General features: G+C 56.8%; 18 protein-coding genes. 7 read left to right on the forward strand and 11 right to left on the reverse strand.

Annotated features, from left to right (window positions below):
* Window position 1: 1 nt before the first annotated feature.
* Both LOC70_RS00295 and LOC70_RS00300 read left to right on the forward strand, forming a co-directional pair.
* On the forward strand, window positions 2-931 hold the full coding sequence (locus LOC70_RS00295; RefSeq protein WP_230251262.1) for a prenyltransferase/squalene oxidase repeat-containing protein: 930 nt from the start codon (window positions 2-4) through the stop codon (window positions 929-931).
* 291 nt (window positions 932-1,222) lie between these two features.
* Complete coding sequence (locus LOC70_RS00300; protein ID WP_230251263.1) at window positions 1,223-2,332, forward strand: methyl-accepting chemotaxis protein; 1,110 nt, start codon at window positions 1,223-1,225, stop codon at window positions 2,330-2,332.
* A 102-nt stretch (window positions 2,333-2,434) separates the two neighbouring features.
* Here the strand turns inward: LOC70_RS00300 and tsf are convergent, their stop codons facing one another.
* The 8 genes from tsf to sucC form a co-directional block, all read right to left on the reverse strand.
* The gene (gene tsf / locus LOC70_RS00305; RefSeq protein WP_230251264.1) at window positions 2,435-3,415 is read right to left on the reverse strand and encodes a translation elongation factor Ts; all 981 of its coding nucleotides are present in this window, start codon (window positions 3,413-3,415) and stop codon (window positions 2,435-2,437) included.
* Window positions 3,416-3,468: 53 nt separating this feature from the next.
* A complete protein-coding gene (gene rpsB / locus LOC70_RS00310; RefSeq protein WP_230251265.1) occupies window positions 3,469-4,245 on the reverse strand; it encodes a 30S ribosomal protein S2 in 777 nt (258 codons plus the stop codon).
* Window positions 4,246-4,745: 500 nt separating this feature from the next.
* Window positions 4,746-5,348, reverse strand: coding sequence for a hypothetical protein (locus tag LOC70_RS00315; RefSeq protein WP_230251266.1), 603 nt, complete (start codon window positions 5,346-5,348; stop codon window positions 4,746-4,748).
* Window positions 5,345-6,574 (reverse strand): aromatic ring-hydroxylating oxygenase subunit alpha, encoded by a 1,230-nt coding sequence (locus LOC70_RS00320; RefSeq protein ID WP_230251267.1) that lies wholly within the window; start codon window positions 6,572-6,574, stop codon window positions 5,345-5,347. The genes LOC70_RS00315 and LOC70_RS00320 overlap by 4 nt, the downstream gene beginning before the upstream one ends.
* A 93-nt stretch (window positions 6,575-6,667) precedes the next feature.
* Window positions 6,668-8,284: a chaperonin GroEL gene (groL, locus tag LOC70_RS00325; protein WP_230251268.1), complete on the reverse strand. Its 1,617-nt coding sequence runs from the start codon at window positions 8,282-8,284 to the stop codon at window positions 6,668-6,670.
* 69 nt (window positions 8,285-8,353) lie between these two features.
* Window positions 8,354-8,671, reverse strand: a complete 318-nt coding sequence (locus tag LOC70_RS00330; RefSeq protein ID WP_008671259.1) for a co-chaperone GroES — start codon at window positions 8,669-8,671, stop codon at window positions 8,354-8,356.
* A 488-nt stretch (window positions 8,672-9,159) separates the two neighbouring features.
* On the reverse strand, window positions 9,160-10,032 hold the full coding sequence (gene sucD / locus LOC70_RS00335; protein ID WP_230251269.1) for a succinate--CoA ligase subunit alpha: 873 nt from the start codon (window positions 10,030-10,032) through the stop codon (window positions 9,160-9,162).
* A gap of 140 nt (window positions 10,033-10,172) precedes the next feature.
* A complete protein-coding gene (gene sucC, locus LOC70_RS00340; protein ID WP_230251270.1) occupies window positions 10,173-11,357 on the reverse strand; it encodes an ADP-forming succinate--CoA ligase subunit beta in 1,185 nt (394 codons plus the stop codon).
* A gap of 101 nt (window positions 11,358-11,458) precedes the next feature.
* Here sucC and LOC70_RS00345 point away from each other — a divergent pair, with 101 nt between their 5' ends.
* Together LOC70_RS00345 and LOC70_RS00350 are read left to right on the forward strand one after the other, a co-directional pair.
* Window positions 11,459-13,147 (forward strand): UxaA family hydrolase, encoded by a 1,689-nt coding sequence (locus LOC70_RS00345; RefSeq protein WP_230251271.1) that lies wholly within the window; start codon window positions 11,459-11,461, stop codon window positions 13,145-13,147.
* A 20-nt stretch (window positions 13,148-13,167) separates the two neighbouring features.
* The gene (locus LOC70_RS00350) at window positions 13,168-14,292 is read left to right on the forward strand and encodes a glycosyltransferase (RefSeq protein WP_230251272.1); all 1,125 of its coding nucleotides are present in this window, start codon (window positions 13,168-13,170) and stop codon (window positions 14,290-14,292) included.
* Window positions 14,293-14,475: 183 nt separating this feature from the next.
* Here the strand turns inward: LOC70_RS00350 and LOC70_RS00355 are convergent, their stop codons facing one another.
* The 3 genes from LOC70_RS00355 to LOC70_RS00365 form a co-directional block, all read right to left on the reverse strand.
* Entirely contained in the window at window positions 14,476-15,870 is a 1,395-nt protein-coding gene (locus tag LOC70_RS00355; protein WP_230251321.1) for a sulfatase, read from the reverse strand.
* Between the two features lie 124 nt (window positions 15,871-15,994).
* Window positions 15,995-17,413 carry an arylsulfatase B gene (locus tag LOC70_RS00360; protein ID WP_230251273.1) on the reverse strand — a complete coding sequence of 473 codons (1,419 nt, stop codon included), beginning with the start codon at window positions 17,411-17,413 and terminating at the stop codon, window positions 15,995-15,997.
* A 256-nt stretch (window positions 17,414-17,669) separates the two neighbouring features.
* Window positions 17,670-18,386 (reverse strand): hypothetical protein, encoded by a 717-nt coding sequence (locus LOC70_RS00365; RefSeq protein WP_230251274.1) that lies wholly within the window; start codon window positions 18,384-18,386, stop codon window positions 17,670-17,672.
* Between the two features lie 478 nt (window positions 18,387-18,864).
* Here LOC70_RS00365 and LOC70_RS00370 point away from each other — a divergent pair, with 478 nt between their 5' ends.
* The 3 genes from LOC70_RS00370 (at window position 18,865) to LOC70_RS00380 (ending at window position 24,277) form a co-directional block, all read left to right on the forward strand.
* Window positions 18,865-20,415: a sulfatase gene (locus LOC70_RS00370; RefSeq protein WP_230251322.1), complete on the forward strand. Its 1,551-nt coding sequence runs from the start codon at window positions 18,865-18,867 to the stop codon at window positions 20,413-20,415.
* A 74-nt stretch (window positions 20,416-20,489) separates the two neighbouring features.
* The gene (locus tag LOC70_RS00375) at window positions 20,490-21,605 is read left to right on the forward strand and encodes a hypothetical protein (RefSeq protein ID WP_230251275.1); all 1,116 of its coding nucleotides are present in this window, start codon (window positions 20,490-20,492) and stop codon (window positions 21,603-21,605) included.
* Entirely contained in the window at window positions 21,605-24,277 is a 2,673-nt protein-coding gene (locus LOC70_RS00380; protein WP_230251276.1) for an MGH1-like glycoside hydrolase domain-containing protein, read from the forward strand. Before LOC70_RS00375 ends, LOC70_RS00380 begins: the two co-directional genes overlap by 1 nt.
* The last annotated feature ends 137 nt before the right edge of the window (window positions 24,278-24,414 follow it).

Genomic DNA, 24,414 nt, shown 5'->3' on the forward strand with positions numbered 1-24,414 from the left:
TTTGAGTGGCTACCTACAAGAACTGACGCTGCGATTGGCTGTCGGTGCCAGTCGTCTGGACGCCGATTTTCGAAATCGCCATGCAGCTTGGTTGAAGCGGTGCCAACAAGACGACGGCGGATTCGCCGGTCGCGAAGGCGAAAGCGATCCGTACTACACGTCGTTCGCGTTGCGAGCTTTGTGGGTGCTGGGGGAACTCGATTCGGAAATCGCGGAACCGGCCGGCGTGTTCCTGCGACGAAGGATGCGGCAACGCGATTCGATCGTGGATTTGATGTCGTTGATCTTTGCCGCGGCGATCTTGGAGATGGCTGCGGGAGTCGTGGTGATCTCGGATGAAGACGACCAGTGGCGGGCCAACGTGGCGGAGTTGCTCGGAACACTTCGGACCGCGGATGGTGGTTTCGCGAAAACGCCCGAAGGCCGCGCGGGCAGCACCTACCAAACGTTTCTGTCAACACTGTGCTACGAGCTGATGGAGACACCGGTCCCGCGGGAAGACGACGTCTTGCGATTTATCAGCGGCCAGCAGCAATCCGATGGTGGCTATCGAGAAATTCGCGTCGCCAAGCGAGCGGGCGTGAACCCGACGGCTGCGGCGATTGGAACGTTGAAAACACTGGGGAAGCTGGATCCCGCGAAGGAAGCCGACACCATTGAGTTCCTGCTCGAGATGCAGGGCGAAGAAGGAGGCTTGGCCGCCAACACCCGTATCCCCTTTGCGGACTTGCTGAGTTCTTGCACCGGTCTGATCACCTTGGTCGATCTCGGCGCGGGAAAGCGAGTGAACGCCGGACGGTTGCAAGCTTACGCTGAATCAATGCAACGCGAAGGCGGCTTCGTCGGGTTTGCCTTGGACCAAACCCCCGATGTCGAATACACCTTCTACGGCATCGCAACCATGTCCTTGTTGCAGACGTTGGATTTGTGAAGAAGCACTCGGTCCGCGTTGTGGTCACGTGTTCGGTACCTGCAAACGGCCGTGACTGGGGCCGAACGGAGCATATGGAGATGGGGATGCTCAAGTCTCGCCGGGACTAAAGCTTCTATCCGACACAATTCGATTTGCATCGTTTCATTCGACGAACTTGACGCGAATCCACAGGCTTGGTCGTCAAAGACGTCTCATAATCGTCTGACTGATCAACGAGCCTTCGAGGCGGAATCGCTCGTTCGATCACCGACGAAACCGATTCTTCTATGCCCCTAGAAAAGTTGAAAGATGACCGCCTCGGAATCTGCCGCCTCGGTGTTGTGTCCCGCGAGAGAGAAGACTTTGTTGACGAACGTTGCCGACGATTCTCAATCCAACAGCAACGAAAAATTGACGACATTGATTCAAGACCTCGCCCGTGCCGTTGGAGTTGCGATCGATGAAATTGACACGATCAATGCTCGTACAAAGTTGCTGTCGCTGAACGCCCGAATTGAAGCGTCACGCGCCGGGGCACACGGCGATGCGTTTGGCGTTGTTGCGCAGGAAATCCAAACACTGTCTCAAAAAACCGGAGCAGTGGCGGAGGAAATGGCCAGCATCACCAAGTCGCGAGTTGATCAGTTGATGCAGATCATTCAAACCAGCATTCGCGGCGTGCGTCTCTCTGATCTGGCTTTGACATGCGTCGACCTTATCGACCGCAACTTGTACGAGCGGACCTGCGATGTGCGTTGGTGGGCAACCGACAATAGCGTGGTTGATGCATTGTCTGAACCAAACAAGGAGAGCCTCGACTACGCCTCGCAACGGCTCGGCGTCATCTTGGATGCGTACACGGTCTACTACGATCTTGTGATCTGCAATCGTGAAGGAGTGGTCGTTTCCAATGGACGAAAAAAACAGTTCGATTCAATTGGCTGCAACGTTTCGAAGTCGGATTGGTTTTCGCAAGCGATCGGCCATTCCACCGGAAACGAATTCGGCTTTGAATCAGCGCATGCATCCAAGTTGGCGGCTCAGCAGCAATCATTGGTCTATTCCTGTTCGGTAAGAGAGCAGGGAGTTGCAACGAAGCCGACAGTGGGAGTGCTCGGTGCGGTGTTCAATTGGGATGGTCTGGCGAAGCCAGTGCTCGATGATTTGCCGATCGCCGACAATGAGCAAAGCAAGACGCTCGCGTACATCCTCGATACGGAAGGCAATGTTCTGGCGTCCCGATCCGGCATGGAACCGTTGTCAGGAGCACTGCCCCGCTGGGAAACCATCCGATCCGGGAGCAAAGGGTTCTTCATCGATCAGCATCGCGGGAGAAACTACTGCATCGGATACGCACGGGCACCTGGTTTCGAAACCTATTCAACCGACTGGATCGCAGTTGTCATGCAAGAAATGTGATCCGCTTTCATCGAAGTAGCGGTGCATGCTGACAAATAAAAAACGCCTTGCTCGTGAGCGTCACGCGCAAGGCGTTTTGAAAATTCGATTGATCTGGAAGGATCAGTTGACGGCGACGCGTTTGAAGGCGACCACTTCTGCTTCGGGGTGGAATTCTTTGATCGCGGCTTCCACGGTCTTGCTGTCGTCCAAAGCGTAGAACTGGCTCAATAAGCAACGCTCTTGATCGAGCAGGGTGTTGTCAGCGATGAAACGCTCGAGCTTCCCAGGAAGGATCTTGTCCCAGATCTTTTCAGGTTTGCCTTCGGCCTTCAGTTCTTCTTTGATGGCGTCTTCGGTTGCAGCCAAGACTTCTGGCGTCAGTTGGCGACGGCTCGCGTACTGAGGCACGTTCTTCATCGGCTTGCCGAGGTTTTCCTTTTCGTTCAGATCGTTTTCAGCTTTGATCTGAGCTTGCAGGGCTTCGGTCTCTTTCTGCACGAAGTCTTCGTCGAATTCGCTTGGATCAAGAATCTGTGGTTTCATGGCGGCGATGTGCATCGAGACGCCACGGAAGAATTGATCCGAGCCGTCTTTGCCACCGTCTTTGTACGAAACCAACACGCCGATCTTGGCACCGGCGTGGATGTACGACGCCAAGTTTTCGCCTTCGACCACTTCCAGGCTGGAAACTTCGATCTTCTCACCGACCTTGCCGGTTTCGTCGACCAAGCGTTCCTTGACCGGACGGCCTTCGATTTCCAGAGCGTTGACTTCGTCAATCGTGCTGCAGTTGTTCTCGAACGCCAGCTTGGCGATGGTGTTCGCCAAGTCGATGAAGTCTTGGTTCTTGGCCACGAAGTCAGTTTCGCAGCTCAGTCCCAACAACAAGCCTTTGTTGCCTTCGACCAACGAAACCACGACACCTTCGGATGCCTCGCGATCCGCACGTTTGGCGGCGACCTTTTGGCCCTTTTTGCGGAGGTAATCCAAAGCGCCTTCCAAGTCGCCACCGGATTCTTCCAGGGCTTTCTTGCAGTCCATCATGCCGGCGCCGGTGGACTTACGAAGTTCGCTCACCGCTTTCGCGGAAATCGTCGTCATTGTTCTGTTTCCTAATCGTTGATTGATTGAATCAGTGAATGTGGGGAGCTGGATCAGCCTTCGCTGGGTGCGGCGGCGGCTTCTTCAGCGGGTTGCTCAGCCGGTGCTGCGGGAGCAGCTTCCGCGGCGGGGGCCGCTTCGGTTTGGGCTTGGCCCTTGCCGGCGATCACGGCGTCCGCCAGTTCACGCATGATCATTTCGACACTGCGGATCCCGTCGTCGTTACCTGGGATCGGCAAGTCAATCTGGGTTGGGTCGCTATCGGTATCGATCAACGCAACGGTCGTGATGCCCAAGCGTTTGGCTTCGCGAACCGCGTTGCGTTCTTTGCCGGGGTCGACAATGAACATGACCTCAGGAAGGCGGTTCATGGTTCGCAGACCGTTCAGGTTGCGATACATCTTGCGGTACTCGCGGTTCAGCGACGACTGCATTTTCTTGCTGTAGTCGTTGATGCCTTCGCCCGAACGCAGTTCTTCCAGCTCTTCCAAACGGCCCAGTCGGCTGCGAATGGTGCGGAAGTTGGTCAGCGTTCCACCGAGCCAACGCTCGCTGACGAATGGCATGCCGCAGCGAAGCGATTGTTGTTCGACGGCTTCGCCCGCTTGACGCTTGGTACCCACGAAGAGAATCAGGCTACCGCCAGCGGCAACTTGCGAGAGGTACTTCTTGGCACGCAACAGGCCACGAAGGGTTTCGCGAATGTCGAGGATGTGGATTTGGTTTTTCTTGCCGAAGATGTAGGGAGCCATCTTCGGGTTCCAGAGACTGGTGCGGTGTCCGAAGTGAACACCCGCTTCAATCATCTCTTTGACAATTTCATTCGCCATCAGATTTTTGCTGCGCAGAACGGCAGCATCTCCTGGATTTCGTTCACCACGGGTTCGGAGAACAGACCTTCCGCGATCGGAAAGTGGACTGTCCCAGAGCGTTGAAAACCGCAAAAACAGCGTGTTTTCGGTGCCCTTCGCCCCAAAATGCAGCGAACTGGGTAAGTGAGTCGCCCGGCCAAAACACAGGCTGGGCGGGAAAGGAAGGCAAAAAGTACGGCTCAGGCCGAAAATTTGCAACCCCGACGGTCATCTTCCCATCGCGTCTTCCCACGGAATTCACGGGGTTCCGCGAATTTCGTGGGGGTGGAATCGATCCTGGAAGATGCCCCTCGAACCTTTTGCCTTCTTGTCTGCCCCCAAAGGGCGTGATCGAGCCAAGCGGAATTCGCCACCGCAAAGGCGGCGATCCAGTGCTCAACTCACCAGTCATCGGCCAGAGGCGGCCCAGAATCGACCTCGAAACGACAAAATCGCTTGGATCGAATCTGTAGGCGCATTCAGGTTGATACCGACGGCGATTCCCTTGGGTCTTGCTCGGTCGATTGGCGGGAGTGTGCTTGGCCAGCATGACAAAGCAGCCCGACTGCGATCAGCGGTGTCGTCACAAAACCACACAGACCCGCGTAAACACACTTGATTGCAATCAACGTGAGTTGGTCCACGGAGTCGACGCCGAGTGTGGGCAATGCGAGGAATGCCGGGATGGTGAGCAGCGGGAACATGGTCAGTGCAAACAACACGCAGCCAGCGAAGGAGGCGTTCTGTAAGAGCTGGCCAACCAAGACTCGGCCAACCCAGTCCACCAATCGTGATGCGATCCTGCTGCTGGCCGCCGTCTGGTGGATCGGCTGCACGATTCCGGAGCGAAGATGCCCCAGCAAGACTCGGGAGCTGATCATGGCGGTGATCAACGGCAACAGAAAGCCAGTGCCAGCAATCTCCATTGCAACACTCTGCGGCAAGCCCCAAACCGGAAGCGAATCCCGATCAAGAAATAGCAACCATCCGATCAGGGCATTGATTGCGACGTTGATACCCAACGGGATCGAGACGTATCCGACCAGCACGTAGCGGAACGTTGCCGCCGACCAGTTGCTCATTGCGACAGTTCTTCTACTGAAGTCGCTGCCGCACGATCGGGCTCGATGGACAGTCCGCACTTCTGCGAAACATGGTGTTGGAAAGCGTGGACCAGTTCTTCGCGGGTGCTGACGCAACCTTTGAACGGACTGTGTTCCATTCCTGTTTGGATTCCCGGATAGAGCGACGCGTCTTCCGCCAGGATCTTCTTGACGGCAGATGTCTTGATGCGACCCCAAAATCGGGTCAGCAATCGAGACCAGGGCGTTTCGTATTCCCGGCGAAGTGTGAAGACTGACACGGTGGCACGGCAACTGGTTGCAGAGGTCGGCATCAACGTCATTGCCTGCAGCATCGCATCGGTTCGCATCAAGAACAAATGCGGGAAGAGGTGGTGCATGCGGTACTGCGGCGAGCATCCAGGGTGAAGTTGTGATGTCACCCATCGAGCGAATTGCCGGGCTCGGGGCGTAGCATGAATCGTCGCACGCATGATGGTTCCGCCCTCGTGGATCTCGTGTTCGATTTCGTCTTCCGGTTCGAATCGAAAACTGTCGGTGTGCACGGATTCCAGGTGATACGACTCCACAGTGTTCTCCGCCACGACTTTCCAATTGGCCGGAAAGTCATAGTGCCAAGTCTCGGCGTGAGCCCAGCGGTCGCCTGGAAACTCGCTGCTCACCTCGTCAAACGGTTGGAACTGATCGGGCAGTGACGGGCAACTCGGTTCGAGCGACACAAAGATCAGCGGACCGTGAACCGCGACCGAGAACTTCTTCAGGCATTCCGGGCCGCCGCTCATCGGACGAAAGTGTTTCGCGTCCGGGATCCGACCGCTCGAACCGTCAACATCGAACTCCCAGCCGTGATATTGGCATTTCAGGGTGGGGCAGTTGCCGCTGCGTTCGCTCGAAAGGGTGCTGTGCCGGTGCGGGCATACATTCAGATAGCAGTGGTAAGCCCCTTGGTGGTTTCGCACCAGAATGGGGACGCCCAGTAGTTCGCGAGTGAAGAAGTCCCCGTCTTCGCGGGCGTCATGGAGTGAACCGACCCAGTGCCATTGCGGACGGAACAATCCTTCCAGCTCGAGTTCATGCTGCGTCGGACTGCTGTAATGCTCTGGCAGCAGAACATGTGGCAACTTGGTCTTGTTGACGAACATCAGCGACGCGGGTTGAGGGTGAATGCTGGCGATGGCCAGCCCCAAGATAGTCAGCGGCGGTGCTCGGCGGAAATCGCCGGGCATGGCGACATCGAAAAACCCCTCGCTGAAAGATCAGCGAGGGGTTGAATGCGTCTCAAGTGTTGAAGCAAGCGGATCGTTTCAATCCGCCGTGGATCAATACATGTCGTGGTCGCCGCCGTGTCCGGCTTTGCCCTTCTCTGGCTTCTCAGCAACCAACGCGTCGCTGGTCAGCAACAAGGTTGCGACGCTGGCCGCGTTGCCCAGTGCGGTGCGAGTCACCTTGGTTGGGTCGATGACGCCCGACTTGACCAAGTCTTCGTAGGTGTCGGTCAACGCGTTGTAGCCTTCGTTGCCCTTCATCGCCAAAACCTTTTCGCAAACGATGCCGCCGTCTTGGCCAGCGTTTTCGCTGATCATGGTCAACGGAGCACGGCAAGCACGCAGGACGATGTTGTAGCCGACCAGTTGGTCGTCGCTGAGCGAGTCGGCTGGTTTGACTTTGCCGCTGGCACGCAGCAAGGCAACGCCACCACCGGGAAGGATGCCTTCTTCGACGGCAGCACGGGTTGCGTGCAGGGCGTCTTCAACACGAGCCTTCTTCTCTTTCATTTCGCTTTCGGTGGCCGCACCCACGTTCACCTTGGCGACACCGCCGGCCAGCTTGGCCAAACGCTCTTCCAGCTTTTCGCGATCGTAGTCGCTGGTGCTGAGTTCGATTTCGCGACGGATTTGGTCGATGCGAGCCTTGATGTCGGCGCTCTTGCCGCCACCTTCGATGATCGTCGTGTTGTCTTTGTCGACGATGACCTTCTTAGCGCGACCCAGTTGTGGCAGGTCGACGCTTTCCAACTTGACGCCGAGAGCTTCGAAGATGGCTTGGCCACCGGTCAAGATCGCGATGTCTTCCATCATGGCTTTGCGGCGATCGCCGTAGCCAGGAGCCTTCACGGCACAGACGGTGAAGGTGCCACGCAGGCGGTTGATAACGAGGGTCGCGAGTGCTTCGCCGTCGACGTCTTCGGCGATGATCAACAAAGGCTTGCCTTGCTGAACCACTTTTTCCAGCAACGGCACCATGTCTTTGATGTTGCTGATCTTCTTTTCGAAGACCAAGACGTAGGCGTCTTCGAGAACGACTTCCATGCTGGTCGAGTCGGTCACGAAGTAAGGCGACAGGTAACCGCGATCGAACTGCATGCCTTCGACCCATTCTTGTTCGGTCTGCAGGCTCTTGCCTTCGTCGACGGTGATGACGCCGTCTTTGCCAACCTTGCTCATCGCGTCGGCGAGCAGCGTTCCGATTTCACGGTCGTTGTTGCTGGCGATGGTCGCGACGTTGGCCATGGCTTCTTGGTCTTTGACTTTGACCGCCATGCTGTGAAGTTGCTCGGTGATGTCCGAGACGGCGGTTTCGATGCCGCTCTTCATTTGGATTGGGTTGACGCCAGCGACGACGGCTTTCAGGCCTTCGTTGAAGATCGCTTCGGCCATCACGGTTGCGGTCGTGGTACCGTCGCCGGCCACGTCGCTGGTCTTGCTAGCGACTTCGCGAACCATCGATGCACCCATGTTTTCATAGGGATCTTCCAGTTCGACTTCCTTGGCAACGGTCACGCCGTCTTTGGTCACGGTGGGGCTGCCGAAGCTCTTTTGCAAAATCACGTTGCGACCCTTGGGGCCCAAGGTGACTTTGACGGTGCGAGCGAGCTTGGTCACGCCGCGGCGAATCGCTTCGCGTGCTTCTTGGTCAAAGGCAATGATTTTTGGCATGGTTGTCTATCAAAATTAGAGGTTTGCAGAGATGGGTTTCAGATCGACGTGTTCGCCGAGCCGTCGAGATCACTCGATGACGGCCAGGACGTCGTCTTCTCGCATGAGCAGGTATTCGGTGTCGTCGACTTCGACGGTCTCGCCGGCGTAGCTGCTGAACAGCACGCGGTCGCCGGTTGCCAATTGGAAGTCAGCACGGCTGCCGTCGTCGAGCAATTTGCCGGTGCCCAAGGCCACCACGGTGCCGCGAGCTGGCTTTTCCTTGGCCGAATCAGGCAACACGATGCCGCCGGCGGTCGTGGTTTCACTTTCCTCACGTTGAACAACGATGCGTTCGCCGAGGGGTTGCAAACGGATTTTGGTTGCACTCTTCGTGGCTGCTGCCATGTCCGTGACACCTTTCGTGGTATTGAGTCGAGATGTGGGGGAAATGTCTGGTTGGGGCTGCCCGGTCTGGATCCGTTCACAAATGGAATCAGTTCACAAACTGGAATGGTCGACAAGCGTTCCGCGAATCAGGCGATGCGGAACCCGGCAACCAAAATGGCAGCTTTGTTCGTTGGAGCCGCCCAATAAGCAATCGCTGTGCCGCGATGAGTAATTCGCGTCGCAAGCGTTTGTCGCGTAACGGTTTGCGGCAAATTGTGGGTCGTCTGCCGGGCTCGCTGAAAGCGTCTTTGACAGCCCGCCACGGTGGCATTCTGGTCGAGACTGCCATCGCGGATCGCGCAGGGGTGGCGAGTCTTTGCGCTGGTTTTCTCTTGGCACCGGTTGTCGCATTGCGAGCGTAGCGGGTGGGCCAAGCGGGGCGTAGCTTGAGTGAGACACGGCGGGGGACCGCCGTGCCACAGGTTTTTTCGCCGTGGGAGCGGCAACTACTTCGACATGGCTTCGACGATGGCTTCACCCATTTTGGCGGGTGAGGGAGCCACGACGATGCCAGCGTCTTCCAAAGCGGCGACTTTCTCTTCCGCGGTTCCTTTGCCGCCGCTAATGATGGCGCCGGCGTGGCCCATGCGTTTGCCGGGAGGTGCCGTGCGACCCGCGATGAAGGCTGCGACCGGTTTGGTCACATGCTCTTTGACGAATGCCGCGGCTTCTTCTTCCGCACTGCCGCCGATTTCACCGATCATCAGGATCGCTTCGGTTTGGTCGTCTTCCTGGTACATCTTGAACAGGTCGATGTAGTTGGTGCCGACGATCGGGTCACCGCCCAAACCGACGCAGGTGCTCTGGCCTAACTTCAGCGAGCTGGTTTGCCAAACGGCTTCGTAGGTCAATGTTCCGCTGCGGCTCATCACGCCGATCTTGCCGGGCGTGTGAATGTAACCGGGCATGATGCCGATCTTGCACTCGCCGGGAGTGATCAAACCGGGGCAGTTGGGTCCAATCAAGATCGAATCGCTCGCCTTGACCTTTTCGTAGACGCGGACCATGTCGATGACGGGGACGCCTTCGGTGATCGCGGCGATCGTTTTGATGCCCGCGTCGACGGCTTCCAGGATCGCGTCGGCGGTGAACGGGGGTGGCACGAAAATCATCGTGGCGTCGGCACCGGTTTTGGAAACCGCTTCTTCGACGGTGTCAAAAACGGGGATGCCTTCGACGTCTTGTCCGCCTTTGCCCGGCGTCACGCCGCCGACCATTTGGGTGCCATAGTCGCGGCAACCCAATGCGTGAAAGGTCCCGGCGTTCCCGGTGATCCCTTGGCAGATGACCTTGGTGTTTTTATCGACCAGAATACTCATGTGAATTGCTTTTATCGTTTGGCTGCAAGCGACCGGCCGGCAGCCGAAGGGTGATGTGTTGGAAGGTAGTGATCAGGCGTTGCCTGGATCTTGTTGACAACTCAAGCGATTCGCGAGGGCGAATTGCTCAAACCAAAAGCTCACTTTGTCGCGGCGACAATCTTTTCGGCCGCGTCGGTCAAATCCATTGCGTTGATGATGTCGACGTCGCTTTCAGCCAACATTTTGCGGCCTTCTTCGACCTCGGTGCCTTCCAATCGCACCACCAATGGCACGTTGAATCCGACTTCTTTGCTGGCGGTGATCAACGCGTCCGCAATCGTTGTGCAGCGAGCGATCCCGCCGAAGATGTTGACCAAGACGCCTTTGCAGTTCGGGTCGGACAACAGAATGCGGAACGCTTCGGTGACCTGAGCCGCATTGGCTCCACCACCCACGTCCAAGAAGTTGGCTGGTTCGCCGCCGTGGTACTTGATGATGTCCATCGTCGACATCGCCAAACCAGCACCGTTGACCAAGCAAGCGATGTTGCCGTCGAGTTTGACGTAACTCAGGCCAGCTTTCTTAGCTCGCAGTTCGGACTCTTCCTCTTCGCTGAGGTCACGAAGTTCTTCCAGATCCTTGTGACGGAACATGGCGTTCTCGTCGAAGGAGATCTTGGCGTCCAGAGCCACCATTTGGCCGTCGCCGGTGATCACAAGCGGGTTGATCTCGGCCATTTCGCAGTCGTAATCGACAAAGAAGCGGCACATCGAAGTCATGAACTTGAAGGCGCTTTTAGCGGCGGCTCCTTCGATTCCCAGTTTCTTGCAGAGCTTGCGAACTTGATAGCCATCCAGTCCCACGGCGGGATCGAAGTGCTCCTTGAAGATCAGTTCAGGAGTTTCTTCCGCGACAGTTTCGATCTCAACACCACCCTCGGTGCTGACCATCAAAACGGGCTTGCTGGCCCCGCGGTCAACAACGATCCCCAAATACAATTCGCGAGCGATGTCGCAGCCGGCTTCGACGAAGACTTTCGAAACCGTTTGGCCTTCGGGACCGGTTTGAATCGTGACCAGCTTGTTACCCAGCAAGCCTTCCGCGGCGGCTTTGGCTTCGTCGGCCGATTTGACCAGCACCACACCCTTTTGATCGGGGTTATCAATGATGTTGCCTTTGCCGCGACCGCCCGCGTGGATTTGGGCTTTGACGACGGCGATTTTGCCACCCAACTTTTCGTAGGCGGCGGCCGCTTCGTCAGGCGTCGTCACCATGTGCCCTTCCAAAACCGGAACACCGGCGGAGCGGAAAAGCTGTTTGCCTTGATACTCGTGAATTTTCATCGGGGGTTCAGCCCAGTTGGCAAGCGGAAGGAATGCAAAGGTCATCTCCTCGCCATGATGGCGAGCGAGCCCGGGGTCTGTCAGACTGCCCGGAAGTGAAAATGGTAGCAGCTCGGAAAATTCCAACCACCACCGCTCTATTGATGACTGGCCCCGAAGGCAAAGCGAATCCAAATCCTGCTGTTGATTCGATCGTGGACAATGCCGGTGTGGCAAAATCCCACGTGGTTCGGCTGCATGAGCTGGACAATGTTTGGATGACCGCCGGTCCCCTGCAGCCGCATCAAAACGTCGGCGAGTTCACCGTCGGTGAAGCATCCATCCCAGCCGGTCACAAAGTCGCTTGCCGTCCCATCGCCGCCGGTGAAATGGTGACGAAATTTGGCCAGCCAATCGGCAAGGCGTCCCGAAAGATCGACGTCGGCGAACACGTCCACTCGGCGAACCTTGTCGATGCTCACGAGGTCGACTCGGATTGGCGAACCTTGGTCGGCACCGCGTTTCCCGGTGGTGTCCCCGAACTGCCGCCAGTGCCGAAACCGAACAAGACGTGGATAGGCTTCGTTCGCCCAGATGGTCAGGTCGGCACGCGAAACTTTGTGCAGATCCTGGCTCGCGTGAATTGCAGTGCGACGGTTTGCCATCATGTCGCTGCCCGGTTTCCTCCGGAACGATTGGCTGAGTTTCCTAATGTCGATGGCATCGCGATCGGGACGCACACCACCGGCTGTGCCCTGCGATACGCGGGATTGAAGCAGCGGATGCTGGGCCGAGTTTTGAAAGGCTACGCCGGCCACGCGAATGTGGGCGCCTGTTTGACCATTGGATTGGGCTGCGAACAAACGACGCCGGAGTACCTGAGAGAACATCATCAACTGGTTGAAATCACGGACCCGCGAAAATTGCCGGTGGCGGCAAGCGATTCCGGCTTCACCTCGACCACGATGTTGACCATGCAGGCCGAAGGCGGAACGCGAGCCACGATCGACCGAGCGGAAAAGCATCTGGAAACGATGCTCGACATCGCCAACCAAAATTCACGAACGGAAGTCCCCGCTCACCATCTTCGTTTGGCACTCGAATGCGGCGGCAGCGATGGGCATTCCGGATGGACGGCCAATCCTTTGGTCGGGGCACTGGCCGATCGGATGGTCGCTCATGGTGGTGCCGCGGTGCTCAGCGAAACCACTGAGCTGATCGGTGCCGAACATTTATTGGTGGCCCGTTCTCGCGATGAATCCGTCGCGGGACGTTTAATGGACAAGGTCGATTGGTGGAAGCAACACGTCGCGATGTATGGCGGTGAGATCGACAACAATCCGTCAATCGGCAACAAGGCCGGGGGGCTGACGACCATCACTGAAAAATCATTGGGAGCGGTCAGTAAGTCTGGTTCGGGCGTGTTGGACGGGGTGCTCGACTACGCGGCACCCGTTCCCGCACGCGGTTTGTATGTGATGGATTCGCCCGGGTTCGATCCATCGAGCGTGACCGGAAAAGTCGCTGGAGGATGCAACTTGGTCTTGTTCACGACGGGCCGCGGCAGCTGCTTTGGTCACAAACCGGTCCCCGTGGTCAAAATCGCCAGCAACTCGATGCTCTTCCACGCACTGCGTGACGACATGGACTGGAACGCCGGGCAGTTGCTCGAGGGTGTCTCGATGGACGAACTCGCGGATCAATTGTTCGACGAGTTGTTGCGGGTTGCCAGCGGCAAACAAACCGCCAGCGAACGACTCGGTCTTGGTGATCACGAGTTTGTTCCTTGGACCGTTGGGCCAGTCCTCTAAACCGACTGGTCATCAATCACATGAAGATCGATTTGATCATCACCGAGATGAACTTTGGCGGGGCCGAACGAGCGCTGACCCAGCTCGCCATTGGTTTGCGCGATCGCGGGGATGAGGTTCGGCTTTTCAGTTTTGGGACCCTGCCGACACCCGACAGCAAACCCGAAGGCAACGATCGGTTGGTCCAGCGACTTCGCGAAGAACGAATCGAGGTCGCCAGCGGTGGTGCGCCAACCTCGCGAGGTTTCCCGTACGCAGCGATGAACCTGCGTCGATGGTTGGCCAAGCGTCCCGATGCACTGGTGCAAACGTTTCTTTGGCACGCGAATGTGCTGGGGATGATGAACGTTTCGAATCGTCGCCCTCGCGTCGCTGGCATTCGCGTGGCCGAGCCCAACATGCTGCGTTTGATGGTCGAACGCAGAACGCTTCGCAGTGTCGATCATGTGGTTTGTGTCAGCCAAGCGGTCCAGGACTTTGCTCGAGAGCAGCTTCGGCTTCCGCCCGAACGAACTTCCGTCATTCCCAATGCCGTTGATGTGGACGCGTTCGCATCCGCTTTGCCGGTGGATTGGCAAACCTTGGGTTGGCCCAGCGATAGCAACGTCGTGTTGTTCGTGGGACGTTTGCACACGCAGAAAGGGCTCGAGCATTTGCAACGCACGGTGGAGCAATTCGCGCCCGAGAACAGCAATCGCAAATTGGTCTTGATCGGCAACGGTCCGCTGCAGGATGAGCTGACTCGGTGGGCCGAGAGTGTACGCGGTGATCGAGTACGCGTGCTGACATGGCAAAGCAACATCGCAAGCTGGATCGCCGCCAGCCGCGTGGTGGTTTTGCCAAGCCGTTACGAAGGCATGCCTAATGTGATTTTGGAAGCCATGGCAGCAGGCAAACCCGTCGTCTGCAGCCGCGTGGAGGGCAGCCAGGAGTTGATCGGCGACGATCCCAGTCAAGGCTTTGAATTCAACGACGATACTATGTTGGTGAAATCGCTTGATCGGTTTCTGTCGAGCGAACAACTGGCGAAAGAAACCGGATTGGCCAACCAAGCCCGCATGCGATCGCTGTTCACCATCGACGCCATGGTCGACGCCTACCGCGAGGTGTACATGCGAGTGATCGAACAAGAACGCTCCAGCTAGAACGCCGCAGCAGGTCCTCGCCCGTAGCCGGATTCACCGCGGTTCAAACATACCCGCAGCCCGATTCGCCTTCTCGCCCGTAGCCGGATTCGCCAGAATTCGGAGCAAGATTGGCCTGGTGTTTAATAGGCTCTGTATCTGACCATCGCAGTCGCGCCCTTTCAAACTCCTGCGATTGCAATCTCAAAACTGCTGACGATCGGCCAGCCTCTTTTGCAAGCGTTGCTCCAATCGCTGGACCAGCTCGGGATTGGTTTCCGCAATGTTCGTCGTCTCATCGGGATCGGAAACGTGGTCGTACAGTTCGCGATGTCCCTTCGGGTGCACAATCAATCGATGCCTGTCCGTTCGGATCGTGGTGCCTTTGGCGTAAGACACCGCTTCACCATCTGAAGTTTCAGGGCTCTGTAAAACCGGCAGTAGCGATTCGCCATCGATGTCACTCGGTTGAGGAATGTCCGCCAATTCGCACAGCGTCGGGAACAAGTCGACCGTTTCCACGATCGCATCGGTTTGCAAGTTGGCAATCGTTGAAGAATCACAAAGGATCAGCGGTGAATGCAGGGACTCCTCGAACAAAGCATGTTTTCCCCAAATGGCATGTTCGCCCAAGTGCCAACCGTGGTCACCCCACACCACAATGATCGTGGATTCGCGAAGCTTCAGTTCGTTCAAACGCTGGATGACTTTGCCGACGTTTGCATCGGCGTAGGACACACAAGCCGCGTAGTGTCGGCGAACGGCATCCGCGAAGGCGTCGTCTTGATTCGGGTTCTTGCCCCAGCGGTTGTATCGCATGAATTCGCCCGAACCATGCCAAGTGGTTTGGCCGGAGGGTTTTGCTGGGTGCGGGATGCCGGGGAGGACCGTGTTTTCATACGGTTCCATGTGCTCGGCGGGAGCCCCAAAGGGCAGGTGCGGGCGGATGAACCCAACGGCCAAGAAGAATGGTTTTTCGGCTGCGTCCTCAGCCAGCGTGGCAAGCTCATCCAGCGACGTTTTTAGAATTAAATCATCGGGGTACTTCGCTTCGCCGCCTGCGGATTGGAACACATCCATTTGGCTGGCGTCTTTGCGAATCTCACCATCGGCCAATCCGTGCATGGCTCCGCGAGGATGTTGCCACGACCCGGTTGGCATGAGGTGCCGGTCCCAAGCACCTGGCATTTCGATCTCGTCCTCTTTGTTCCAGTCCGCTCCGCCACGACCGCCGGGATGATGCGAGACTTTGCCGACGGAAACGCTGGTGTACCCATGATCGCGGAACCAACGTGGCATCGACGGCGTGATGGAACTTGGGTCCTTCTCCATTCGCTTGGCACGTTGAAACAACGCGTGGTTTCCTGATGGCCCATAGCATCCCGTCAGCAACGCAAAGCGGGACGCTCCGCAGGTGGGCGCCTGAACAAAGTGGCGATTGAACTGCATGCCATGGCTGGCAAGCGAATCAATGTTGGGGGACGAAACGTAGTCCGCACCATAGCAACCCAGTTCCGGTCGCAAGTCATCCACACAGATCAGCAGCACGTTCTTGGCTGGCTTTTGCGTCCAACCAACGGACGCGGAAACCAAGCACATCAAGCTGGCGACAAAACACAGCGTCGCTCGCAACCGAAAGAAACCACTTGCAATGGAAAGCATGGACGACAAAACCTGGGGAAGGGGTGATGGGGCGGGGCCCCTACCATACTTCACCCACGCATCACTTGGTGACGCGATCGCGTTTTCGATGATGAAGGAATCGCCGGTGCAGTGCTTCTCTTTGTGTCGCATTTTTTTCGGCGAGGTCAACGCTCTCCGCCGGATCGGACTGGAGGTTGTACAGCTCCCACTCCTCGGCGGACTTCGGGGCACCTTGGCCGTACTTGACGATTTTCCAGTCGCCATGACGCAGTGCCCAGCGATTGATGCGAGGTTTCCAATTCCAGTAGAGATCTCTCGTTTGGAACGTTTCCGTCACCTGCAACCCGTCGTTCCAAAACGAAGCACCATCCAGCTTCAAATCGTTCATGTTCGCCTCCGCACCTGCGATCGATGCGAGTGTCGGCAACCAATCCACGATGTGTGTCGGCGAATCAAATGATCCGGCATCGAGGCGAGCCGGCCAATTCGCGAATCCGGGGACGCGAATGCCGCCTTCCCACACGTCGACCTTTTTGCCGCGAAACGGGATGGGTTGGTTAAAGTCCGTGAGCTTCAAATCATCCGGGTAGGCGTTGCCATTCCAGCTTCCTTGCGGGCCGTTGTCGGAGGAGAACAAGATCAGCGTGTTGTCACGTTTGCCGGTTGCTTCCAGTGTCTCGACAATCTGCCCAATCGCGTGATCCAGGTGATGCACCGCCGCGAGCAACAAGCGTTTTTCCGGATCGGATTCTCGTTGGATGTTTCCCTGCGGATCGTTGAACCAGGGAATCTCGTCTTCATCCAGCCATCGGGTCGGATCGTCCGGATCCAATTGCGTTGGGCGATCGATGAAACGTCCTCGCTCGTCCAAGGGTGTGTGCACCGCGTGAAAGGGCAGGTACAGAAAGAACGGATTGGCATCGTTCAACTCGATCACTCGAATGGCTTCGGCCGCGACCAAGTCCGTTGCGTGAGTTCCGTTTTCCGCACCAGGAATTAACTCGTGATCGCGATGCCAGGTGTGCTCGAATTCGCCCGTTCGATAACGGTGGTCGTACATGCCAACCGCGCCGGCGAAGGAGCCATAGCTGCTATCAAAACCGAAGTGATTGGGACCATGATCAGGATCCGAACCAAGATGCCATTTTCCAGCTAGGTATGTTCGATAACCGGCTGACCGAAGCAGGCTGGCGATCGTCGGTGTTTCCAGAGGGAAGGCGGGATCGTTGCTGGCTTGCAATGCCGCACCACCAAACCGACTCGGGTACCGGCCGGTCATCAATGCTACTCGCGTTGGTGTGCACTGAGGCATCACGTAATGCTGCTGGAACACGACTCCGGTGGACGCCAGCTCATCGAGATGCGGGCTGTAGACGTTGGGGTTGTTGAATCCGATGTCGCCCCAACCCATGTCATCGGCAAGGATCAACACGATGTTCGGTGGAGCGGAGGTCGTGTCCGTTGCGTTGGCAGCGTTGATGTTCAGCAGACAACACAACAGTAGAGCGATGCATCGCCTACATGCGGTGGCAATCTGGGGTGCTGATTGGCCACGAGTTGAGAGCTTGCGGTCGGTACAAAGAGGTTTCAGCGGCATTTCAGGTCTCCTTGGTCGTCAGCATACACCGACTAGAAACCGGAGACGCACCTTGGTGGCTCTGCTGTCAAAGCAACAAACGCGAGACTCCGTCCAAACGAAGGCTCGCGTTTTGCGTTGCGACAGTTGAGGTAGCGGGATGCTGGTTGAAACGAGTTCAACGTCGGTTCAAGAAGCTTTGCAACAACGTCAGCCCGATCGCTGCTCCTTCAGGCATTGATGGATGCGAAGGAATTGCGGCTCGGTAGTTTCCGGGCGTGGGCAGATCGCGACGAAAGTCGTTTCGTGGACTTCCGCGATAGAAGTCACGAGGGTCGGGGGCACGGGAGGTGCGGTTCAGCGAACCGCGGTACGGGTACGCAACTGGTTTGCTGCTGCGATAAGGCGAGATGCCGTACGCCGCACCGTGGTCCAAGCCGCACGTTCCGGGCCGCCCGACCACATAGGGTTGCACGTAAGCCATTTGCTGCTGGACGAACGCGAATGCGGACAGAACATCATTCCAACATGGTGACAATCGTTCGGCGATGATCGGGCAGCGGCTTCCGAAAACGGCTCGTTCGGTTTGCGATTGCAGGAATTGAGCTTGGTTGTACTCCTGGGCCAATCGATAGGTGCGATCGGGATGACGTGCCGCTGAGCGAAGATCGCTGGTTTGATCTTCGAAGTCGTCGATCAGGCGGAGGACATCACGGTCAATCGTGCGGACACGACGGGCTTCGTCTTCGAAATGGCTGACCGCGTCGCGGTAGCGATCCGTTGCGTCGTACAAAGGCGAGTTGTGCCCGGCTTGTGCGGTCTGCGAACCAGCAACCACGGAAAAGATGGCGGCGAAGAGGGGGGCGACGACGAAAATCCCAATCGAGCGTGTCATTTGAAAATCCAATCTGGTTTAAGGAGAAGCCTTCCGTGATCCATTCCCCGACATCCTCATCGAGTGTCAGCAGGAAAATGCGATCGAGATGCCAATCTGCCCGGTGAAATCCAGCGTTGGTTGGTAAGTCGTTTTATACGAATGGTTTGCGTGAATTCGTTTCGTTCGAAAACCGCTTGAGTGCCCCAGCAGGAGTGTTGTCGCTTTGATGTCAGTGTCATCTTGTTGATAAGCCAGTTTGAGACAGTTGGGCGAAGTCTATGTATTTTGGGGTCGCTGTTTGCATGGTTTCTTTCTGCGGGACTACATTGATGGGCCGCATTTGTATTGCCGCATGAAATTCCCTCTACGAAGAGTTCTCCGCATGTCGTTTCTCTCGAGCGAGCCCAGCTCGTCCCGGTCCATCTCGCTGTCGCGGACGGAGGCTGCTTCTCTTTCCTCGTTGGACTTCGGCTCGCTGCGGGCCTGTTTTGTCTTGATGTTGGCGGTCATCGGATGGATGCTGTTGGCATCGATCGCGTCCGGCGAAGAGTCACGACCCAACGTGGTGTTGATTTTGGTTGATGACTTGGGGCTGCATGACATCGGCATCGAGGGCAGCAAGTTTCATCAAACGCCACACATCGATGCGTTGGCCGAACGCGGCATGCGATTCACCGCTGGCTATGCCAACTGCCGCGTGTGCAGTCCTTCGCGAGCCAGCATTCAACTCGGTCAGTACACGGCTCGTCACGGAATCACCGATTGGATTGGTGCCGCATCGGGAAAGAACTTCAATCGTGGTGATGAACTGTTGCCCGCCGAGTACGTGCGTGAACTCCCTGCCGAGGACGTGACCTTGCCCGAAGCACTTCGCGAGGCGGGCTACACGACGTTCTTCGCTGGTAAATGGCACTTGGGCGGTGATGGATCGTTGCCAACCGATCATGGTTTTGACATCAATATCGGCGGCCATCACCGAGGCAGCCCTCCCGGTGGTTTCTTTGCTCCCTTCAAAAACCCATTGATGGAAGATGGTCCCGATGGCGAATCGCTGACGCGACGTTTGGGCAAAGACACGGCGTCGTTCATCGAGCAGCAAGGCGACAAACCTTACTTTGCCATGCTGTCGTTTTATGCCGTTCACGGACCGATCCAAACCTCGCAAGAGTTGTGGCAGAAGTACCGCGAGTCGGCACCGCCCGCTCCCGCCGATGGTAACCGTTTTCTCGTCGATCGGACGTTGCCGGTTCGTCAGATCCAAGACAATCCGGTCTATGCGGGAATGATGGAAACGTTGGACAACGCGGTCGGCGACGTGATGAAAGCCGTGGAGGCATCCGGAAAAGCCGACAATACGTTGGTCATTTTCACCGGTGACAACGGAGGCGTTTCCTCCGGCGATGCGTACTCGACCAGCAACTTGCCTCACCGTGGTGGCAAAGGCCGGCAATGGGAAGGCGGGCTGCGTGAGCCGTACTACGTCTCGATGCCCGCACGCATTGCCGCCGGTTCCACTTCGGACGTTCCCGTCATGGGATCGGATTTTTACCCAACGATCTTGGACGTTTGTGGTTTGCCGCTTCGTCCGGAACAACACAAGGACGGTGATTCATTGGAAACCGTTTTGGTCAAGGGTGAGGATCCTTCGCTCCATGACCGAGCGTTGGTTTGGCATTACCCACACTACGGCAATCAAGGTGGCGAGCCATCGTCGATCATTCGTGTTGGTGAGTACAAGCTGATTCACTACCACCTGGGTTCCAAAGACGAGCTGTATCATTTGCCCAGTGACATCGGCGAGCAAAACGATTTGGCATCGCAACAGCCCGAACGTGTTGCCAAAATGCGTGAGCAATTGATGGCCTATCTCAAATCGGTTGACGCAAAGTTCCCCGAGCCGGATCCGCGGTTTGATCCAGAGAAGGCCAAGCAGCGATGGGCCAAGATTCAAGGTCCGCAAAAAGAGCGTTTGGAAAAACGCGAAGCCGCCATGTTGCAACCGAACTGGCAGCCCAATCCGACTTGGTGGGGAAGCACCGTCGACTGAGCTGGGGGCCCAACGCGACTCCGTTCAGTGACTGCACTCGCTGAATCAACTTCCGTTTTCAATCGATATCGCGAATGACGACCTGCGACACCGCAACCCGTTCGCGATCGAGGTGGGATCAACTGCCGTGGTTGTTTTCACCGGCGGTGGATCTGGCGACGTTCGGTGGCAGTGCCGCGGTCGCGCTCGCAATGTTGCCGGTCGGAGCGGCGCTGGGATTGTTGCACGGTGACACTCCCGGTTGGACTTGGGTGGCGACGATCCTGCTGATTGATGTCGCTCACGTTTACGCCACCGGTTTTCGCGTTTACTTCGATGGTCAAGAGCTACGCAAACGCCCGTGGCTCTACGGGCTGACTCCGTTGCTCGCGTTTGTGGTGGGCGCCGCGATTTACAGCGAGAGTGTGACGCTGTTCTGGTCCGTGTTGGCGTATCTGGCTGTCTTTCATTTCATTCGCCAGCAATATGGCTGGGTCGCGCTGTATCGATCCAGGGCGAACGATCGCGAACGAGCCGGATGGTGGATCGACGCGTCTGCGATTTATCTGGCGACGCTTTATCCACTGATTCATTGGCACGCGAATCTGCCGAAGCATTTCTGGTGGTTCGCGGAGGGCGATTTCATCCGGTTGCCATCCGCGATGGCGACCATCGCGATGCCGGTCTACTGGATCAGTATGTTGGCGTACGCCGCACGTAGCCTGGTTCGAGGGTTTCGCGACGGTGATTGGAACCCCGGAAAGGATTTGGTGGTGCTGACTACGGCGGTGTGCTGGTACGTGGGGATCATCACGTTCAATTCCGACTACGCCTTCACCGTCACCAACGTGATCATCCACGGCGTGCCGTACATGGTGCTGATTTATTGGTACCGTTGGTGCCGCGAGGTTGCAGAGAACGAAAAATCTCATTCCTTAGCTGGGCGGGGCTCTCGATGGGGAACGACTGCGGGGCGGGTGGCTTTGTTTTTGGGGGTGGTCTGGATCTTGGCGTACGCTGAAGAACTCTTTTGGGACTTCGGTGTCTGGCACGAACGCGGTTGGCTGTTTGGATGGCTGCCCGGCCAGCGGGGACGGTCCGAATGGGGCGAGGAAGCTGGCGTTTGGCTGGCCCCCGCCTTGGCGGTGCCCCAGATCACGCATTACGTTCTGGATGGATTTTTGTGGCGGCGACGACAAAGGGATGCTTGATGAACACGGCCGAACACCAGCGATTGGACGAAGACGAGCGACGCGAGCGGAACTGGAAACGTTGGGGGCCTTATCTGTCCGAACGCCAATGGGGCACCGTTCGGGAGGATTACTCCGAAGGCGGGAATTCTTGGAGTGATTTCCCGCACGATCATGCTCGCAGTCGTGCGTATCGTTGGGGCGAGGACGGTTTGCTGGGGTTCAGCGATCGTCAGTGCCGGATGTGTTTTTCGGTCGCGTTGTGGAACGATAACGACACGATCTTGAAAGAACGACTGTTTGGATTGACCGGTCCCGAAGGCAACCATGGCGAAGACGTCAAGGAACTGTATTACTACTTGGATTCAACGCCGACGCATTCCTATGCCAAGGCGATGTATCGCTATCCACAGCAGCGATATCCCTATCGCGAATTGGTTGCCGAAAATCAAAAGCGAGGTTTGCACGATCGCGAGTACGAATTGCTTGATAGCGGTGTGCTCGATGACAACAGGTTCTTTGACGTCACCGCGACTTACGCGAAGGAATCTGAGAACGACGTACTGATTGAAATTGTGGTCACCAACCATGGGCCGGAAGAACACGAGATCGCGGTTCTGCCAACATTGTGGTTCCGTAACACTTGGGTTTGGGGCTGTGCCCACGAAGGATGCACGGCCAAACCCACCATCCAGGCGATCGATTCACACGTGGTGCAAACTCGCCACGACACGCTCGAGCCTTTTGTTTGTTCGTTTGAGAACCAGCCGGGCAGCGAACTGCTGTTCACCGAGAACGAAACCAACATGGAAGAGTTGTTCGACGGAGAGAACTTTTCGCCGTACACCAAGGACGCCTTTCACCGCTATGTGATCCATGGCGAAAAAGAGTCGGTCAATCCCAAACGCCACGGAACCAAAGTGGCGGGATTGTATCGATGGAAGCTCAAGCCGGGCGAGACCCAGCGGGTTCGTGTTCGGTTGACGATCAAAGACATGGCGGGGGAATTTCATCCGGATGTGGCGGACGAGTTTGACCAAATCTTGCAAACGCGGCGCGAGGAGGCGGATGCGTTCTACCAAACGGTGCTGCCGTCAAAAGCCACCGACGAACAGCGTTTGGTCTCACGCCAAGCTTACGCGGGACTGATGTGGACCAAGCAGTTCTATCACTACATCGTCGCGGATTGGTTGGATGGTGACCGGGATGTGATGACGCCTCCGGAGGCTCGGCATCAAGGGCGAAACAAGGATTGGCGACACCTCTATGCACGGGATGTGCTGTCGATGCCGGACAAATGGGAATACCCTTGGTTCGCCGCGTGGGATTTGGCGTTCCACATGATTCCCGCCGCGCGCATTGACCCCGCGTTTGCGAAGAAGCAACTAATGGTGCTGCTGCGCGAGTGGTACATGCATCCCAACGGTCAGCTTCCGGCGTACGAGTTTTACTTCGATGATGTGAATCCGCCTGTGCATGCTTGGGCGTGTTTGCGAGTCTTCCAAATGGAAGCCGAAACGGGCAAACGTGACTACAAGTTTCTCTCGCAAGCGTTCCAGCGTTTGCTGCTGAACTTCACTTGGTGGGTCAACCGAGTCGATAGCAACGGTGACAATGTTTTCGCGGGCGGATTCCTTGGTCTGGATAACATCGGCGTGTTCGACCGCAGCAAAGGATTGCCCGAAGGTGCGGAGTTGGAACAGGCTGACGGCACCGCGTGGATGGCGTTCTACAGCGGCACGATGATGTCGATGGCACTCGAGCTGGCTCGTCACGATCGCTCGTACTCCGACATGGCCTCGAAGTTCTTGGACCACTTCATTCGCATTGTTGACGCGATGAACGGAGGCGAAAGCGGTGGGTTGTGGGATGAGGAAGACGGTTTCTATTACGACCAACTGAAAATCGATGGTGAGACCTATCCGATGCGAGTCAAATCGCTGGTTGGGTTGCTGCCGTTGATCGCGGTGGAAATTCTGGACGAGGACTTGCTCGACGATTTGCCGGGGTTCCGCAATCGACTCGAATGGTTCTTGAACAACCGCCATGACTTGGTGCAGCACATCACGTTTTGCCAAACGACCAAACGTCATCGCCGGATGTTGATCTCGATCCCGACGAAGGAACGTCTGGAGCGGGTATTGAAAGTGTTGCTGGATGAGTCCGAATTCCTGTCGAACTATGGCATTCGTTCGCTATCGAAAAAGCACGAAACGGAACCGTTCAAGGTCACCGTCCGCGGGCAAGAGCACACGGTGGCGTATGTTCCGGGTGAGTCGGACAGTTGGATGTTCGGTGGCAACAGCAATTGGCGAGGTCCGATTTGGTTTCCAACCAATTACCTGTTGATCGAAGCGATCGAGCGATATCACGAGTTCTACGGTGACGATATCGAGATCGAGTGCCCGGTGGGTTCGGGGCAGAAAATGAATTTGTTGCAGGTTGCCGACGAATTGAACCGTCGTCTGTCGAATATCTTTTTGTCGCCCGAAGAAGGTGGTTCGCGACCCTGTTTGACGGGAAGCGGTATGAAGAGTGACGAATCGCTCTGGCAAGATCAGGTGCTGTTCTACGAGTACTTTCACGGTGACACGGGCGAAGGTTTAGGGGCCAGCCATCAAACGGGGTGGACCGCGCTAATTGCGACATGCATTGAACACTTGCACGGCCGCATTATCGAAGGCGTTGAGTAGCCGAGGCATCGAAACGAGCGATGATGGGGAGTCGAAACCGGTTCCAAACCAGCAATTGATTTTGTGCATGGTCCGGTGCACCTTCCATTGCTGAACGGCCATTGGGAAACGTGTAGATTAGCGAGTCAGCATTGACT

Source organism: Rhodopirellula halodulae (assembly GCF_020966775.1).
In the GTDB taxonomy this organism is placed as follows: domain Bacteria; phylum Planctomycetota; class Planctomycetia; order Pirellulales; family Pirellulaceae; genus Rhodopirellula; species Rhodopirellula halodulae.

Bases quoted from the DNA above. Each gene is read 5' to 3' on its own strand.
- LOC70_RS00300 (WP_230251263.1), top strand. From the start codon at position 1,223: ATGACCGCCTCGGAATCTGCCGCCTCGGTGTTGTGTCCCGCGAGAGAG.
- tsf (WP_230251264.1), bottom strand. From the start codon at position 3,415: ATGACGACGATTTCCGCGAAAGCGGTGAGCGAACTTCGTAAGTCCACC.
- rpsB (WP_230251265.1), bottom strand. From the start codon at position 4,245: ATGGCGAATGAAATTGTCAAAGAGATGATTGAAGCGGGTGTTCACTTC.
- LOC70_RS00315 (WP_230251266.1), bottom strand. From the start codon at position 5,348: ATGAGCAACTGGTCGGCGGCAACGTTCCGCTACGTGCTGGTCGGATAC.
- LOC70_RS00320 (WP_230251267.1), bottom strand. From the start codon at position 6,574: ATGCCCGGCGATTTCCGCCGAGCACCGCCGCTGACTATCTTGGGGCTG.
- groL (WP_230251268.1), bottom strand. From the start codon at position 8,284: ATGCCAAAAATCATTGCCTTTGACCAAGAAGCACGCGAAGCGATTCGC.
- LOC70_RS00330 (WP_008671259.1), bottom strand. From the start codon at position 8,671: ATGGCAGCAGCCACGAAGAGTGCAACCAAAATCCGTTTGCAACCCCTC.
- sucD (WP_230251269.1), bottom strand. From the start codon at position 10,032: ATGAGTATTCTGGTCGATAAAAACACCAAGGTCATCTGCCAAGGGATC.
- sucC (WP_230251270.1), bottom strand. From the start codon at position 11,357: ATGAAAATTCACGAGTATCAAGGCAAACAGCTTTTCCGCTCCGCCGGT.
- LOC70_RS00345 (WP_230251271.1), top strand. From the start codon at position 11,459: ATGGTAGCAGCTCGGAAAATTCCAACCACCACCGCTCTATTGATGACT.
- LOC70_RS00350 (WP_230251272.1), top strand. From the start codon at position 13,168: ATGAAGATCGATTTGATCATCACCGAGATGAACTTTGGCGGGGCCGAA.
- LOC70_RS00355 (WP_230251321.1), bottom strand. From the start codon at position 15,870: ATGTGCTTGGTTTCCGCGTCCGTTGGTTGGACGCAAAAGCCAGCCAAG.
- LOC70_RS00365 (WP_230251274.1), bottom strand. From the start codon at position 18,386: ATGACACGCTCGATTGGGATTTTCGTCGTCGCCCCCCTCTTCGCCGCC.
- LOC70_RS00370 (WP_230251322.1), top strand. From the start codon at position 18,865: ATGTTGGCGGTCATCGGATGGATGCTGTTGGCATCGATCGCGTCCGGC.
- LOC70_RS00375 (WP_230251275.1), top strand. From the start codon at position 20,490: ATGACGACCTGCGACACCGCAACCCGTTCGCGATCGAGGTGGGATCAA.
- LOC70_RS00380 (WP_230251276.1), top strand. From the start codon at position 21,605: ATGAACACGGCCGAACACCAGCGATTGGACGAAGACGAGCGACGCGAG.